Here is a 14647-nt window from a genome sequence, read left to right on the forward strand (position 1 = left end):
GGCAAACCCTTTAGTTCTCGTATGCTGGCATCGTGAGCTATAACCCGGAAACAGAGATGAACTCAAGTGAGAGCGCCGATGAGGCTTTGGCGATGGAAGAAGCGCCTGCTAGCAGCCGTAAACAGCTGGTTGACGCGGCCCTAAGCAGCTGGAGCGCCGACCTAGAGCGCACTATTGCAGAAGAAACTGCCTCGGCATACCTAGAGCTATCTGCCGCCCACCCCGGTGGTTTGGCGCAGCTTTACGGAGGACGCCCCACCCGGCTGTCCAACCTGGTGCGGGAACCGCGCGCCCTCTCACATTGCCGGATTCGGGCGCGGGAAGTGCTTTCTGCCTCCCGTGACCGTCAGGCTCGTTACGGCAGCGGACCGGTTTACCTGGCAATCGGCACCGCCTCTTGGCGGCAGGGAGGAACCCTGGGAGCCGCTTGGGATCGGGCATCTAGCCAAGCCGCGTCCTCGGCAACGAAAATGTCGGCGGCGGCTGCCTCGGCGCTAAGCGCGGAAAATACTCCTAGTACCAGTGAAGATACCTCCGAAGAAAGGGAGGAAAATAACGCGGTCTATGATATTGAAAAAATACATGCCAGCGAGCCGCGCACTATCACCGGACCGGCTCTGCTCTGCCCGGTGGAACTATCGCTAACTGCGGATGAGGACGTGCTGCTCACCTTAGATAATGTGGTCGAAGTGTGGCCACCGCTAGAAGCGGCACTGCGGGAAAAAGGGGAACAGGCAGAAATTGTTTCCATTCTGCAAGGACTGCAGGCAGATGAGGCATTCAGTCCCACCAACGCCCTCTCCGAGTTGCGGCGCCTGGGAGTGCTGCACCTGCTGGGATTTGACCTCTACGATTCGCTCACCGTGGGACAATACTTGCATCCCCTGTCTAACCTGGTAAAAGACTATGCTCTCAATCAAGAATTATTAGAACAATCCGAGGTAACTGCGGCGCTTTGCGGAGACGTAGAGGCCGCCGGAGCGGTGCTATCGCCCCTACCAGAACCGGTATTAAGTGACCGTGACCCCGTTGCCGAACATGGAGTGGGCGACCTTGATCCCGCGCAACACAACATCCTAGATGCGGTGGCATCCGGGGCAAATCTGCTGCTAGATGCGCCTCCGGAATCTGAAATCACCTCCACAGTGACTGCGATTCTCGCAGATGCTGCCAGTGCCGGGCGCACTATCGCCTATGTGCCGGGGGCACGGCGCCGCCTGCAGCAGGTACTCTCCGCCCTGGATCGCTTGGGCCTAGAAGGCCTCACCCTGGATCTATCGAACCGTAGCCGCTGGAACGATATGGTGCCGGCCAAGCTCCTAGAATCGTTGAACTCCCCGATAGAGACGATTGACACGGAGGAAGCTGAAGCCACCAATAAGATGCGCCACGAACTGACGCAAGTGCGCTCCCAGCTGGGTGGATATATGGAGCAGCTGCATCGTAAACGCGATCCGTGGCAGGTATCTGCCTATGACGCTTTGCAGGTACTGGCAGACCTAACTTCCATGAAACCCGGGCCGCGCACCAAAGTACGGTTCGATCTAGAAACTTTGCATCGTATCTCCGCAGATGGAGCCAAACGTGCCCAAGAACTACTCGCGGAAGCCGAAAAAGAAGGGATCTTCGCGCAGACCCGGGCAACTAACCCTTGGCATTCGGTGGTAGTTTCTTCCCCGGAAATGGTTGATACCGCAATTGAGGGTGTCAGCCAACTATCGGGGCGCACCCTGCCCCAGGTGCGGGCAGATATTGATCGCACACAAAAGGAAACCGGGCTGCGGCACGCCGCCACCCTCAACCAGTGGCATGACCAGCTGCGAATGCTAGATGGTTTACGCGAAGCCATGGACGTGTTCAAGCCCCAGATCTTTGAGCGTTCCGCCGCCGATATGGTGATTGCTACCGCCTCTAAGAAATGGCGTAAAGAACGCGCCCTCAATATGAAAAATTCCCAGCGGCGCCGCCTGATTAAACAGGCAAAAGACCTGGTACGTCCAGGACGCCGGGTAGAGGATCTGCATCGCGAACTAATTCGGGTACAGCAGCAACGCCGTATTTGGCGTGAATACTCTCCCGGTGGGGGCTGGCCGGTTCTGCCTGGTCGCCTCGACCAGATGCAAAAGGCCGAGGAGGCGCTGCGCACTCATATATCGCGCTTGCAACCGTTCTTCTCTACCGGGTTTGGGGATCTGGCGGAAATGCCGCTCGATGAGCTAGTCAGTTTGATGGACAGCCTATCTGCTGATGAAAAGGGCGCTGAGCGACTACCGCAACGGGTGTCCCTGCTAAAAGAACTCCATGATGTAGGGCTAGATGAACTGGTCGATGACCTGCGTGAAAGGCGAGTTCCCCGCGAGTTACTGCGCACCGAACTAGATTTGGCCTGGTGGGCGTCGGCATTGGCAGAAATGCTACACCTAGATGACCGGCTGGCTCATTTTGATGGGGAGCATTTACGCGAACTTTCCACGCGGCTGCGCGAGCTTGACCTGCAGCAAGTGAACTCTTTGTCTGGGCAAGTTTTGCGGCAGGTGCGCCGCCAGATAGCGAAACTGGTGGATTCCCAAAGCGAAAATGTTTCTGACCTGGAGCGAGTGTTAACCGAGGCGCGGACGGATCTGCCGGAAGTCATTGGGCAGTTCCCGATTGTCGAGCGGCTGCGTCCTATCCGGGCAATTCCTCCGGTATTAGTACCCCAGATTTTGGGAAATGATCATCCTGTGGATTTGTTGGTACTGGACGGCATAGAAAATGCGGACTTGGCAGAAGTTATCCCCGCGATTGCTCGGGCGAAACAAGTAGTAGTAGTAGGCGATGTGCGCCGCAGTGAACAGGGAACCATCTCTGATTTTGCGGGAATCTTCTCGCAACTGACCGCGCCTCCTACCCGCTCAAGAGTTAACGAATGGGTGGCTGCCTTCCTGGCAGACCACGATTACGGCCGGGACGTGATGCCGGTGACCGTACCGCGTCCCTCCCGTCCAGTAACTTTGACCGTGGTCGATGGGAGGGGAATGCCCGCTCCCGGAGCCCAATGCGTTGAAACCTCCTCTCAAGAGGTCGATGAGGTAGTGCGCCAGGTTTGCTTGCACGCAGAGGTACAACCCAAAGAATCTTTAGGGGTGGTGGCCTTAACCGTAAAGCACGCCCAACGAATCAGTGCCGCGATTATGAGCGAAGTTGCCCGTAACCCTAAACTAGATAAATTCTTGAGCCGCAACCAGGAAGAACCTTTCGTAATCGTAGATGCGGCGGGAGCGGCCGGTTTGCGCCGCGACCACGTGATTTTATCGGTGGGATTCGCGAAAACACCCCATGGAAAGGTATTGCATGACTTCGGAGTAATCTCCGCGATTGAAGGCACGGCATTGCTGGTAGACGCGGTTTCGATGGTGAGAAAGGAGCTATCGCTGATTTCTTCGATGGCTCCCGAGGCTATAGATCCGCAGCGTCTGCATACCGCCGGATCTAAGATGCTTTACGACTTACTGCAAGCCGCGCGCGCCGAGGCACAGACCGTAGGTCCGGTAGAGGCAGCGCAGGCGATGGACGAGGAAGAATCGCAGCCCGATCGCCTCCTACTAGACCTCGCGGAACGCCTCTACTCAGTGGGATTAACCGTAATTCCGAACCTGGGACCCAAGAATGGGATGCGGATCCCGTTAGCGATTGGACACCCCGACTATCCAGATGAACTACTGGTAGCGGTGCTCACTGATAATCCCGATTATGTGGCCGAAAAATCTTTGCGGCGGCGCGAACGGCATTGGCCGGATCGCCTCAAAGAATACGGTTGGGTAGTCAGCGTAGTGTACTCGACAGCAGTATTCATGGATCCTGCCGCGCAGGCACAACGGCTGCTTGACCTGGTAGTTGACGTGGTAGAAGAACGTAAGAAAGCGCAGGCAAGGCGGCAGGCAGCGGCGGCACCCGCACCTGCACCGGCACCCGAGCCGGCTTCAGCGCCACTTCCTGCAAGTTCACCAGCGCCACAGGCAGCTGTCCGCGAAAAAGAGCGTCCCGTATCCCGTCCGAGACTTTCTCGGGGACTACCGCTGACCGCCTACGGTGATGACCAGTTAGATGACCTGCTCGCTTGGATTCGTTCTGACGGTAAGAATCGATCCGCAGAGGAAGAGGTAGATTTACTCTTTGGTGAATTAGGTTTGCGCCGCAGGGATACCCAGGTAGAAACGATTCTGAAGAACGTAGTCACCCGGAACCGGTAACCGTGAAACACCCCGCGGCCCGTACCTACTCCCAGGTGGATTTGCAGCGCATCCAGGAAGGTAAACCCACTTCATGGCAGGAAAGCGCGGATCCAAGCCCGGATCAAGGTGGGCAGCAAGAAACTGCTAACCAGCGCCCCGAGGTGGATTACCTATCCGAACTCCCGCCCCATTGGCGCGAACATAACCAGTAGCCCTCATTTGGGTTTTTTCGGTAACACCGGGGTACGCGCGGGAGAAGTTTTTCCTCCTGCCCAAGAATTCGGAAAACGTAGCGGCGTTTTCCGAATTCTTATGCCCACCGCGCCTACTCGGATAAAACTTCTCCCCCGCGCAAGGGTCGCGGCCGGTAAAAGATACGAGAGGGGCTTGACCGGCGAAGCCGGTCACGGGGTCCCCGGAGTGCTTTTACCGAGCCAGACCCGTGACGAGGTTAGCTATTTTGGGCGGAAGATTTTTCGGATTGCAGCAGGTCGCGGATTTCGGTTAGCAGTTCTACCTGGGGATCTACTTCCGGTTCTTCTGCTTCCTCTTCGGCCTTTGCTTTAGCATCGCGTATGCGCATCAGCTTATTCATCGGCACAATGATGCAGGTGTAAATCGCTAGCGCCACCAGCAGGAAGTTCACTAGAGCGGTGATAATTGCTCCCGGTTGCACAATGGCGCTGCCCAGATGGAACTCTAAAACGTTATCGAAGTTCGGCTTGCCTACCAGTCCGGCGATCAGCGGGTTGATGAATTTGTCTACGATGGCAGTGACTACCGCTCCGAAGGCAGCACCAATAACTACTCCAACTGCCAGGTCGATCGCATTTCCCCGGGAAATAAACTCTTTGAATCCGGCAATGAATCCGGTTTTTTCTGCACTCATTAGTCCTCATTTAGTTGGTTTTATCCTGTCCTGGCTAATTGTAGCGGTTCAGCCTTGCTAGCTTGAACTAGCAGTGCTGCTTGCTGAGGTTGCACCGCCACCTCGATAGTTGCTGCTTTTTGTCCGCCAGTCAGTGACCCGCTGGCGGCACTGACCGATAAGACTCTGGCAGTTATCTGTGTGGAGAGTCCCTTACTCTCCGACAATTTGTTTTCTGCCTCCTGGCTACCTTCGGGAGGGTTATCGCCGCTAGTAGCGGTGTCATTGTCTGGGGATGCCGCTTGATCAGTAGGAGAGTTTCCGAGAAAGAAAATTACTTCATCCCCGGCGCTGGCCAAGCCCTGATCACTTTCTCGCAGGGGCAGCGCCAATATCACTTGCCCTTTATAAGATTCTCGCGCAAATGGGGAGGAGGAGAATAACGCTGGAAATAGGGCAGTGCCGGTAGCAATCGGAACCGCCGTCCGCTGCCCAACTACTTGGGAAACTTTTTGATACGCCTGGGGAGGTAGCGCCGCTACTGGAATCGATTTAACTGCCAGTTGATCAGGGGTAATAACTGTGCCGGGGGCAATGGTAGTGGCAGATACTATCATCGGTTTGGTGGCAATCTGAGGCAGCACTATTCGCAGCAAAGTGACTATCACTGCCACTGCCGCGGCTAGGGCGATGGTGCGTCGCCAGCGCCATAGAAACTCTCGCATAGCTAAATTCTCACCAGTTTTCTGGCAGTCAAAGAAAGCCTAGATAATCCGCCGGAAAACATTTTGGTTATTTCCCTCTGGGGACAGGCAAAGCACTACCTGGAATAACCATTAATCGAAGGGTTATTGTCACCCTTTGCAAACAAGTAAAACCCGGGAAAGCTTAGCCACGAAGCCAGCCGCCACAACAGGCCACTAAGGACCAAAAGAGCTCAGACTGCTCCTCGCCGCCCACCTCCGGCAGCGCCACCGAGCTAGTCGCTGCCTAGTTTTTGTAGCCGCCCTTCCGGAGTCAGCACCTGGTCAACGAGCTGGTCGTGAGGCTCCCGAGGCAGTGTCCCTGCCTGCAGCACCTCCCCCTCATGCACCAGAGCAATCAGCTGGGGACGGGTAGCACAAGTCGGGTCACAGTGCGCTAAGGCCTGGTCGTACCAGCCGGCTCCCCGCCCTAAGCGCACTCCCGTCCTATCCACCGCTAAGGCAGGTAAGAAAATAAATCTCAGCCCCAACTTCGCTAGCTCATCGCATAGCATTTCCCTAGCAAGCAGAGGAGGGTGCGGGTTGAAACGGCGGTAGAGGGCGCGAGTGTGCTGCACCGGATCCAGTTCCCCCCACCGTGACTGCTCCAGACCGCAAGGAACTATCAGTTTCAAACCGGCAGCTAGAATCGCTTCGTTGAGTAAGAAAGTAGGCACCTCGGTGTCGAAAGAAAGATAACTAGCCACTACCTCGCCAGGCTTTAAGGAATCCAAAAGTGGTTTCGCTGCTGCTAAGACCTGCGATTCTGCCTGGTGGCGCAGCGCGGGCGAAAATGACAGGCGGCGGCGATCTAAAAACTTTTGTCGCAGCGTCCGCTTGCTAGTCACTAAATCCATGAATCAATGATAGACGTTTACGCGTTTGACTCCAGTCGGCTTTTCATCGTTGCGGCTAGGGAGCGGGCAGGTAACCTGGAAACAGTACTAGACCTCAGGAGGGCGAATGCGCACTGTTGCGGAACATTTGAATACTTGTCTATCTCTAGTGGCACCGCTAGATCCACTAGATGTGCTGCTACCAGATGCAGTGGGGTGTGTCCTGGCCGAGGACGTGAGCGCGCCATTCGATTTGCCGGTCACCGATCAGGCAACTTTAGATGGATATGCGGTTCGTTCCCGAGATATCGGGGGCGCCGGGAAAATGCGCCAGGTACGCCTGGAGGTAATCGCCGAGGTGAAAGCGGGAGACGCGGAACCTTGCACCCTGGTGGAAAATAGTGCAGTCCGGATTGCCTCCGGGGCGCCGCTACCAGTCGGAGCCGATACCGTGGTTCCCCTGGAGGAAACCGACCAAGGCAGTGCCCAAGTACAGATACTGTCCGCTCCGACTAAAGGGAAAAACATTATCCGCCGGGGGCAAGACGTAAGTGCTGGTACCGTGATTTTGCGCGCAGGCTCACGGGTCGGTTCTAGGCAAGTAGCGCTGCTCGCGGGAGTAGGGCGTCTGCGGGTGACTGTGCGTCCTCGTCCTCGGGTAGTGATTTTGTCAATCGGTGACGAGCTGATTGAGCCGGGTGAGGCGATACGAGCCGGGGCAGTATTTGACGCTAACGGGCATGCGCTTTCCTCCGCGGTGGAAGATGCCCGGGCAGATACTTTCCGGGTCGCGGCGGTTCCCGATGAACAAAATGCCCTTTCCGAAACCATCGAAGACCAGCTGGTACGGGCAGATATTATTATCACCACCGGCGGTCTTTCCTACGGCAGTGCCGACACGGTTAAAGAGGTGCTAGCTCCCCTGGGTACCGCGCGTTTCGATAATGTGGCGATGACTCCCGGCAAACAGCTCGGCTACGGCACCGTAGGGGAAGGCACTCCGATTTTTTGCCTGCCTGGAAACCCGGTAGCTGCCCAAATCAGTTACGAGATTTTTGTGCGGCCTTGCCTGCGCCACCTGGCAGGTTGGGAAGAGCTTTATCGCCCTTCCCTGCGGGCGCGGGTAGATCGCGGGTGGCGTTCTCCGGCGGGTAGACGCCAGTTTGTGCCGGTAAAAATCGTGGGTGCCCCGGACAGCGGTTACCGCGCGCGCCTGACCGGGGAACCTGAAGACCTGTTACTTTCCAATATGGCCAGGGCAAACGCGCTAGCGGTTATCCCCGAGGCGGTCACTTCGGTTTCCGAAGGCGACTATTTTCACTGCATGGTGCTAGATTAGGGCGCTGTTTTGTTTTACAGGGCATCTGCTTCTCGTCTGCGTGCACGTTACCGAGCGCAGCTGGATAATCCGGTAGGCCTCGGCCTGATAAAACCGGGGAATCCGCCCATAAAACAGCTATTGGTTCAGGAAATGAACGCCCGGGATCATCGTTTAGCTGCGCAGGTGCGCGCCGATAATCACTGTTGGTTGGCGCCTTGGGAGGCGTCTGCGGCTCCCGGGTATCCCAGCGAAAATATGGAGCTGCGGGTTTTTATCAGACGTAGCGCCCGACTGACGCGGAAAGGACGCTACTATTCCTTCGCTGTTTGGGCTGATGGGAAGCTAGTAGGGCAGATAAGTATTGGCGATATTGCCCGGGGAGCTTCGCACTCAGGAAACTTGGGTTATTGGGTTGCCGAGAAATATAGCGGTCGGGGAGTGATCACTACCGCGGTGGCGATGGTGTTGGATTTGTGTTTGGGTGCGCCCGGTCTACATCGGGTAGAAATCAATCTGCGCCCTGAAAATAAGGCTTCGCGTCGGGTAGTAGAAAAGTTGGGGTTGCGTTTCGAGGGACGCAAACGCAATTTTTATTTCATCGCCGGACAGTGGGCTGACCATTTAGGGTATGCCGCGACTGCAGAGGAGATTCCCGCGGGTGGATACCTGGCACAACTAAAGAAACGGGCTCGCCTGAAAGCGGGGGAGTCGGTAGCTATAACCGACGAGGACGAGAGGTAGCTGAAGTATCCTGGGTTTTGTTCCGTTTCTTATACTGGGGTCAGTTGATTTACCTGGTGTTGATTATAGCTTGCGATAATCTGCTCTGGGGTGGCGTAGCCTAGGGATTCGTGGAGGCGGTGGTTGTTCCACCAATACACCCAGTTCAGGGTTGCCCGCTCTACCTGGTTACACGAGCGTCAGGTGTGAGAGTAGATCAACTCGGTCGTGTAAGCCCGCCCGCGGTTTCTGCTAGGGCGTTATCGTAGGAATCACCAACAGTTCCGGTCGATGATTTGATACCGGCTGTTGCCAGGCGTTCACTGTATTTAATGCTTGTGTATTGTGATCCGTGATCGCTGTGGTGTATCAAATCTTTAAAGCTTACCTTGGCGCATTGGATTGCCTGTTCTAAGGCCTCTAAGGGCAGCGCCTCAGTAGTTATGGTTGAACGGGTGGATCAGCCAATGATCTTTCGGCTAAACACATCGGTTACGAACGCTGTGTAAATAAAGCCCGATAAGGTTCTAACGTAGGTAATATCGGCTACCCATAGCTGGTTAGGTTCTGTAACGCTGAAATTACGGTTGACTAAATCAGGACGGTTATCAATCATTTTAGCGGGCCTTGTAGTTAAGGGTTTTCGACCCCTGACCACACCCTTCCACACCGGCTAGGCGCATTAGTCTGGCAACCTGGTCACGGCCAACCTCGGAGCAATCTCGCTAACAGCCCTCCACTGCGAACACGAGTTATCCTGGCTCAAACGATCACGAACCGTCTGAACCGCGCGATCCTTAAAACCCTACGAATACCTTCTAGGTATGTCCCCAAATCCTCTCAAAAACGGGAAGGAACAAAACCCAGGATTCTTCTATATTTGTCAAGCGGTTATGGAAAGCTCGTGTTGGGCATTGAGTGTGCGATAGACTCGGCGAGCGATATAGCGTTTGAGACAGCGTCGGATTTCTCGGTCTGTTTTTCCTTCTTCGCGTCTTCTCGCCACGTATTTTCTTGTTTCCTCGTCATGGGTCATTTTCACGATGGCAACCATGTGTAGAGCGCTGTTAAGCTTACGATCTCCTCCGCGATTGAGCCGGTGTCGAACCGTGTTGCCTGACGAGGCCGGGATTGGATTAACGCCTGCAAGTGACGCGAATTCTGCCTCCGTTCTTATTCTTCCGTAGTGAGACCAGGCCGCGAGACATTTCGCCGCACTCACGGCGCCAAATCCTGTCTCTTGAAGTAATGGTGCGGCTTCACTGATCTGGACCAGTCCAGCAAGATCACGCTCGTTGGCCCCCAGTTCGCAATCGAGTTCAAGAATCTGGTGAGCAAGTCTTTTCGCTTCGGTTCTAGCAACCCGTAACTCGATATCCTCCCCGCGCATTCGCCACGAGGCAATCTGTTCGATCTGAGTTCGTGATAACGAGCTACGCGCATCGATACCCAACGGGTTGCCACGCACAAGAGCAGTCAGCGCGTTTACTTTCCGGGTGCGTTCACCTGCCAGTAGTTCTCGAGAAGCGACAAGGATCCGGATTGCTTGACGAATACCTTTACCGAGGCGAGGCCGACGCAACTTATCCACCGGCAACCCCAGTGCTGCTCGCGCGATCCTTGCAGAGTCCAATTCATCAGTCTTCCCCACACCGGCACGATGCTGAGAATCAACACGGGGCGCTTCAGCGACCGAAAAATCACTCGCCAGCACCATGCCTGTCAGAACAGCATCATAAGAAGAAGTGCCTTCAATCACCCACAAAGCTTCCACATGTGAACGAGTGCGATGAACAACCCACCTCATCGCACGTTTCAGCCTTGCTTCCGTCGTGGGAAACTTCTGCGATCCTAAAAGTTCGCCCGTGGAAGAGACAAGAACTGAATACACGTGATGGCGAGCATGAGTATCAACACCCACAACATACGGGTGAACATGAGCAACAATAGACATAGCGGTAATACCTTCCCCATAAGTGGAAACCAACGACCGTCAGGCCGATACCGACCTAGGAAGGAATCACCTCGGAACATGTCTGTAAGGAGTCACGAATTCACACGGACAATCTTCTGATCAAGCTACCGACGTGGGCTAGGCGGTATCGGCCGCACCATCGAATAGCGGACAAATCCTGGGAAAGACAATCTTGTCAAACGCTTCAAGAGTCACACCACACGAGAGTAACGGCCAATACCAATCCTGCCAGCCAATCCCAGACCAGCCACCCCAAGACTTACATACGCTTCAAACAATCTATTTCGCGCTCAAACTAAATGAGGCACCACACCGCCTTCGCGCTCAAAATATGTAAGGTACGCCGGCCTATTGACGTGATTATTTGGTTTTGATAAACTTTGCCCATATTTAATACACAAAGGTGGAGTTCTGCTTCTGGCTGACTGCGAAATATCAGTTAGAAATGATTCCATAAGGCAAACTTTGCTAGACCTTGATGGGTAGTCGATGTCTTGTTTGAATGGTGAGCAAATACAATCTGGGTGTTGGACAAGCTGTATTGGAGGACGATGGTGTCCAGGGGTGTTGCATTAGCAGAGTCGTGGCTGCTTACTTTGATTTACGCGGCCAGCGCCTACGGCAAGTTTCTGCAAAGTAGCCATCAGCGAGTTGGTGATGTCCAGGGGTACCGTATATTGCCAATAAAATGGTCCAAGCCAGTTGCTATAGCTGTTCCAGTACTGGAAGCGATTTTAGCGCTTGGCTTGAATACTAAACAAACTAGGAAAGGTTCAGCAATAGCGTCGACTCTACTGATGCTAGTTTTTAGCGGTGCGATCGCTAGTGCTGTACTACGTGGCTTAACTAATGATTGCGGATGTTTCGGTGCGCTTAAAGCGTCGAGAGTATCTCTGAAGGTAGCTGTCAGAGACTTGGTCTTAGCAGCAGTATCAACGCACATTGCAATAAAAGCAGATTAGGGGAGTGAATATCATGTATATAAATCGTCGTAGTTTCTTAAGACTTAGTGCCCTCTCCACAGGAATTGCTGGGCTAGGTGGTTTTTTCCCGGAAGTCGCAGTAGCCAAAACGGCTATGCGCAGAAGGCTTGGTGAAGAGCTTCCGTGGTATGCGGAAGAACGGATAGAAGCGGTTTCAATCGGTGCTTCTGAGCAGGGTGCAAAAGTGTTGATGCAGGTTAAAAGTATTAGTGAAACTGCTAGGGATGAGCGACACTTTATGCTGACTACCAGGAGCGGACGTAAAATTGAGGCCACTAGCATAGCCTTGAACGATAGCTCATTCGCTTTGCATTATTCTGAGATTTTGGATGGTGGAAAAATAGGGAGGGTTGAGCAGCAACTTTGGTCTTACGATAGAGAATCTGATTCGATAATGCGAATCGATCTTCCTGTTGGGTTGAGAAGTGCTAAACATTGTCCAACAGGAACCTATCCTAAGCGAGTTTGTACAGCAGTATCTCGTTCCAAAGCATTATCTTGTTGTGGGAGTTGGGCTTTAACGCCACTTGGGTTTGCTGGTTGCGGGAGGACAGCGAACATTTGGTACAATGCTGGCTGCATAGCTGCTTTCATGGCGATATGTTCCGCCTGCCTGGAGTATGCTTGCACTTCGCACACTTATATCTGCGTCAATCCCTAGAGATTTGGTCAATTGAGTCATGGAAGCTGAAGAGCGAAATTCTGGCTACCTCAAGGTTGATAAGAGTGTGGGCACGAAAATTATTGAAATAAGTTTGCTGTTGTTAGTAAATTTTTTAATAGGAGTTTGTTTTATTTTCGCTGTCAAGTTTGCTCTTGATAAGGGACCAATCGAAAAACCTGTTGATCTTCTAAACTGGATTGTTCCGATACTTTTCATCGTGTCTAACGGGTTCTGGGAAGTTTTTCGTTATTTGCGTGGAGAAACTAAAAAGTCTTAGAGCCGCTTTGAGTAGTGAATCTTTCAGTGAAGCGTACTAGGTTTTGTTCCGTATGCGTCTAGCAGGTGTCAGAGGGAAGATGAAGGGCAAATGCCCGATAACTACCCGGAAAGCCGGTAGGGAAGATACCCGTCCTGATTTGGTAAAGCGTGACTTTAGAGCGCCAGCTCCGAATCGTTTGTGGGTAGCAGATATTACCTATGTTCGCACGGGTAAGGGATTTGTGTATGCAGCGTTCGTAACTGACGTGTTTTCCCGCAAAATTGTTGGTTGGGCGCTATCGGATTCGATGCGTACGAAATCCCTACCGTTGCAGGCACTCAATCATGCGGTCGTGTCAGCTAAGGAAACTGCGGGTCTGGTACATCAGTCAGATCATGGTTCCCAATACGTAAGCATACGTCTATAAAGGAACGCGCACCGATGCCGGGGATTAGGCCGTCAACCGGAACCATTGGTGATTCTTACGATAACGCGCTAGCAGAAAACGCTAACGGCTCGTATAAAAATGAGCTCATCCACCCCCGCCGGTGGAACGACGTAATAGAGGTAGAAATCGCGACAATTCAGTGGGTGTCATGGTGGAACGAACACCGCCTCCACCAGGTGCTAGGCTACCGCACACCCAGAGAAATAGAGACCGAATATTGGGATACACACAAACACCAAGCAATAATAGAAAACAAGGCAAACGCCTAGGAACAAAACCCAGGGCAGTTCACTGGGGACACATAGCCGACGAGGATTAACCTCACCTACACTCCTACTCGGATAGAACATGAAAAAATAACTAATGCCAGTACAGATGAATTAATTTTGTTAATCTTTATTCATGTCATCTCTATATATACTTGGCAATGGCTTTGACCTGAGCCATGGGTTACCAACCAAGTACGATCCCGATTTACGTCGTGTGATTGAGAAATACGGTACTAAAAATAGAACAGCTCAGTTAATTAAGCAAATGTATTTCAGCAAGACAGACTCATGTGACAACGCGAATCGCAGATATCTCTTGGACAGAGGTATTAGCGAAATACTGAACACAGAATTACAAGAAGATGAAGGTTTATGGCGTGTTTTTGAGTCACGCCTTGGCATCGTCAGTAAAGATGTATTAAATAAGTTGCAGGATGCACTTGAAAATAATGAAGATTGCTACAATGCGTGTGTTGGAGATTGGCAAAATCTGGCACCAAATTCTGATAATGAAGGTGAGGCATACGAGTGGGATACTGCCTATCAAAATCTAGAAAATACGCGGGATAGGTACATAGCCGATTTCAATGCACTTATCGATGACATAATTGATATCCCAGAAACTATCAATCAAGGCATTGAAGAAATGGTGAAGCTCGCGAATTCATTATTGCCAAATACCAGGCCAGAATTTAACTTTGAGCAAGATTCATATTTTTTGACCTTTAACTATACCGACACGTTAGAAACTCTTTACAATATTTCAGATAATCAGGTGCTCCATATTCATGGGCGCCTTAACCAAGAAAATCCAAATATAGTTTTTGGAAATATGCCAGACAGGATTACTGCCGTTAATAACATTGAACCTGCTAGAGGGTTTCACGAAATAGAAGATATATACGTAATAAACACAACGTGCATATTGCCCCAGACCCCGGAAGCTTGGCAAAAAGGCATGCAGGTGGATCACAATCAGCTTTACCAAGATTTGGTGCAAGCTTTTAATTGCACCAATAAGGAATTAATCAAACAAGTTACAGTGGAGGATCTAGAAACCTTTTTATGTGAAGCTAAGATTGACAAATTCATTATTATTGGACACTCGCTGAGTGAAGTTGATCTTAAGTATTTCCAATGGTTAATAGGAGAATTTCCATACGCTAAATGGCTGGTTTCATATCATCGCTGTAGTGAGCGCAAAGAATTTGCGCACAAGCTGGAAAGAATCGGCTTAACTAAACTCCAATATAAATTGATTTGCGTAGAAGAATTGAAATTGTGAACGGGTTAAGCGCAATCTTATAAAATGACATACAGTATCGGCCAAGATATTTCTGCCTACGC

The 14647-nt window shown here is 52.4% G+C and carries 14 protein-coding genes and 1 pseudogene; 10 read left to right on the forward strand and 5 right to left on the reverse strand.

Annotated elements, in window-relative coordinates; translation table 11 throughout:
• Positions 1-56 precede the first annotated feature (56 nt).
• Positions 57-4232 carry a DNA helicase gene (locus tag KO216_RS00975; RefSeq protein ID WP_215522399.1) on the forward strand — a complete coding sequence of 1392 codons (4176 nt, stop codon included), beginning with the start codon at positions 57-59 and terminating at the stop codon, positions 4230-4232.
• 2 nt (positions 4233-4234) lie between these two features.
• Positions 4235-4426 carry a hypothetical protein gene (locus KO216_RS00980; RefSeq protein ID WP_215522401.1) on the forward strand — a complete coding sequence of 64 codons (192 nt, stop codon included), beginning with the start codon at positions 4235-4237 and terminating at the stop codon, positions 4424-4426.
• Between the two features lie 239 nt (positions 4427-4665).
• Here KO216_RS00980 and mscL read toward each other — a convergent pair whose 3' ends face one another.
• The 3 genes from mscL to KO216_RS00995 form a co-directional block, all read right to left on the reverse strand.
• Positions 4666-5103 (reverse strand): large conductance mechanosensitive channel protein MscL, encoded by a 438-nt coding sequence (gene mscL, locus KO216_RS00985; protein ID WP_215522403.1) that lies wholly within the window; start codon positions 5101-5103, stop codon positions 4666-4668.
• Positions 5104-5123: 20 nt separating this feature from the next.
• Positions 5124-5807 carry an SAF domain-containing protein gene (locus tag KO216_RS00990; protein ID WP_215522407.1) on the reverse strand — a complete coding sequence of 228 codons (684 nt, stop codon included), beginning with the start codon at positions 5805-5807 and terminating at the stop codon, positions 5124-5126.
• Between the two features lie 254 nt (positions 5808-6061).
• Positions 6062-6673: a 5-formyltetrahydrofolate cyclo-ligase gene (locus KO216_RS00995; RefSeq protein ID WP_309547319.1), complete on the reverse strand. Its 612-nt coding sequence runs from the start codon at positions 6671-6673 to the stop codon at positions 6062-6064.
• Between the two features lie 115 nt (positions 6674-6788).
• Here KO216_RS00995 and KO216_RS01000 point away from each other — a divergent pair, with 115 nt between their 5' ends.
• Positions 6789-8000, forward strand: coding sequence for a molybdopterin molybdotransferase MoeA (locus tag KO216_RS01000; RefSeq protein WP_215522409.1), 1212 nt, complete (start codon positions 6789-6791; stop codon positions 7998-8000).
• Positions 8001-8009: 9 nt separating this feature from the next.
• Positions 8010-8723: a GNAT family N-acetyltransferase gene (locus KO216_RS01005; RefSeq protein WP_215522410.1), complete on the forward strand. Its 714-nt coding sequence runs from the start codon at positions 8010-8012 to the stop codon at positions 8721-8723.
• A gap of 29 nt (positions 8724-8752) precedes the next feature.
• On the opposite strand, the pseudogene KO216_RS01010 reads toward KO216_RS01005, so the two are convergent.
• Positions 8753-9427 (reverse strand): annotated as a pseudogene (locus KO216_RS01010) (IS3 family transposase); the annotation flags it as partial.
• A 158-nt stretch (positions 9428-9585) separates the two neighbouring features.
• Positions 9586-10656 carry an IS110 family RNA-guided transposase gene (locus KO216_RS01015; protein ID WP_215522412.1) on the reverse strand — a complete coding sequence of 357 codons (1071 nt, stop codon included), beginning with the start codon at positions 10654-10656 and terminating at the stop codon, positions 9586-9588.
• A gap of 572 nt (positions 10657-11228) precedes the next feature.
• Here KO216_RS01015 and KO216_RS09635 point away from each other — a divergent pair.
• The 6 genes from KO216_RS09635 (at position 11229) to KO216_RS01035 (ending at position 14585) form a co-directional block, all read left to right on the forward strand.
• The gene (locus KO216_RS09635) at positions 11229-11639 is read left to right on the forward strand and encodes a MauE/DoxX family redox-associated membrane protein (protein WP_374047518.1); all 411 of its coding nucleotides are present in this window, start codon (positions 11229-11231) and stop codon (positions 11637-11639) included.
• 13 nt (positions 11640-11652) lie between these two features.
• On the forward strand, positions 11653-12321 hold the full coding sequence (locus tag KO216_RS01020) for a twin-arginine translocation signal domain-containing protein (protein ID WP_215522416.1): 669 nt from the start codon (positions 11653-11655) through the stop codon (positions 12319-12321).
• Between the two features lie 19 nt (positions 12322-12340).
• A complete protein-coding gene (locus KO216_RS01025) occupies positions 12341-12601 on the forward strand; it encodes a hypothetical protein (RefSeq protein ID WP_215522417.1) in 261 nt (86 codons plus the stop codon).
• A 79-nt stretch (positions 12602-12680) separates the two neighbouring features.
• Entirely contained in the window at positions 12681-13010 is a 330-nt protein-coding gene (locus KO216_RS01030) for a DDE-type integrase/transposase/recombinase (RefSeq protein ID WP_215522418.1), read from the forward strand.
• A gap of 14 nt (positions 13011-13024) precedes the next feature.
• Complete coding sequence (locus KO216_RS09640) at positions 13025-13300, forward strand: integrase core domain-containing protein (RefSeq protein WP_215522420.1); 276 nt, start codon at positions 13025-13027, stop codon at positions 13298-13300.
• Between the two features lie 133 nt (positions 13301-13433).
• Positions 13434-14585 (forward strand): AbiH family protein, encoded by a 1152-nt coding sequence (locus KO216_RS01035; RefSeq protein ID WP_215522421.1) that lies wholly within the window; start codon positions 13434-13436, stop codon positions 14583-14585.
• Positions 14586-14647: the final 62 nt, after the last annotated feature.

The organism is Varibaculum prostatecancerukia (genome assembly GCF_943169825.2).
Lineage (GTDB): Bacteria > Actinomycetota > Actinomycetes > Actinomycetales > Actinomycetaceae > Varibaculum > Varibaculum prostatecancerukia.

What these genes read in the sequence shown, in the direction of transcription:
- KO216_RS09640 (WP_215522420.1), top strand. Translation starts at nt 13,025, where the DNA reads ATGCCGGGGATTAGGCCGTCAACCGGAACCATTGGTGATTCTTACGAT.
- KO216_RS09635 (WP_374047518.1), top strand. Translation starts at nt 11,229, where the DNA reads ATGGTGTCCAGGGGTGTTGCATTAGCAGAGTCGTGGCTGCTTACTTTG.
- KO216_RS01015 (WP_215522412.1), bottom strand. Translation starts at nt 10,656, where the DNA reads ATGTCTATTGTTGCTCATGTTCACCCGTATGTTGTGGGTGTTGATACT.
- KO216_RS00990 (WP_215522407.1), bottom strand. Translation starts at nt 5,807, where the DNA reads ATGCGAGAGTTTCTATGGCGCTGGCGACGCACCATCGCCCTAGCCGCG.
- KO216_RS01000 (WP_215522409.1), top strand. Translation starts at nt 6,789, where the DNA reads ATGCGCACTGTTGCGGAACATTTGAATACTTGTCTATCTCTAGTGGCA.
- mscL (WP_215522403.1), bottom strand. Translation starts at nt 5,103, where the DNA reads ATGAGTGCAGAAAAAACCGGATTCATTGCCGGATTCAAAGAGTTTATT.
- KO216_RS01035 (WP_215522421.1), top strand. Translation starts at nt 13,434, where the DNA reads ATGTCATCTCTATATATACTTGGCAATGGCTTTGACCTGAGCCATGGG.
- KO216_RS01025 (WP_215522417.1), top strand. Translation starts at nt 12,341, where the DNA reads ATGGAAGCTGAAGAGCGAAATTCTGGCTACCTCAAGGTTGATAAGAGT.
- KO216_RS01020 (WP_215522416.1), top strand. Translation starts at nt 11,653, where the DNA reads ATGTATATAAATCGTCGTAGTTTCTTAAGACTTAGTGCCCTCTCCACA.
- KO216_RS00975 (WP_215522399.1), top strand. Translation starts at nt 57, where the DNA reads ATGAACTCAAGTGAGAGCGCCGATGAGGCTTTGGCGATGGAAGAAGCG.
- KO216_RS01030 (WP_215522418.1), top strand. Translation starts at nt 12,681, where the DNA reads ATGAAGGGCAAATGCCCGATAACTACCCGGAAAGCCGGTAGGGAAGAT.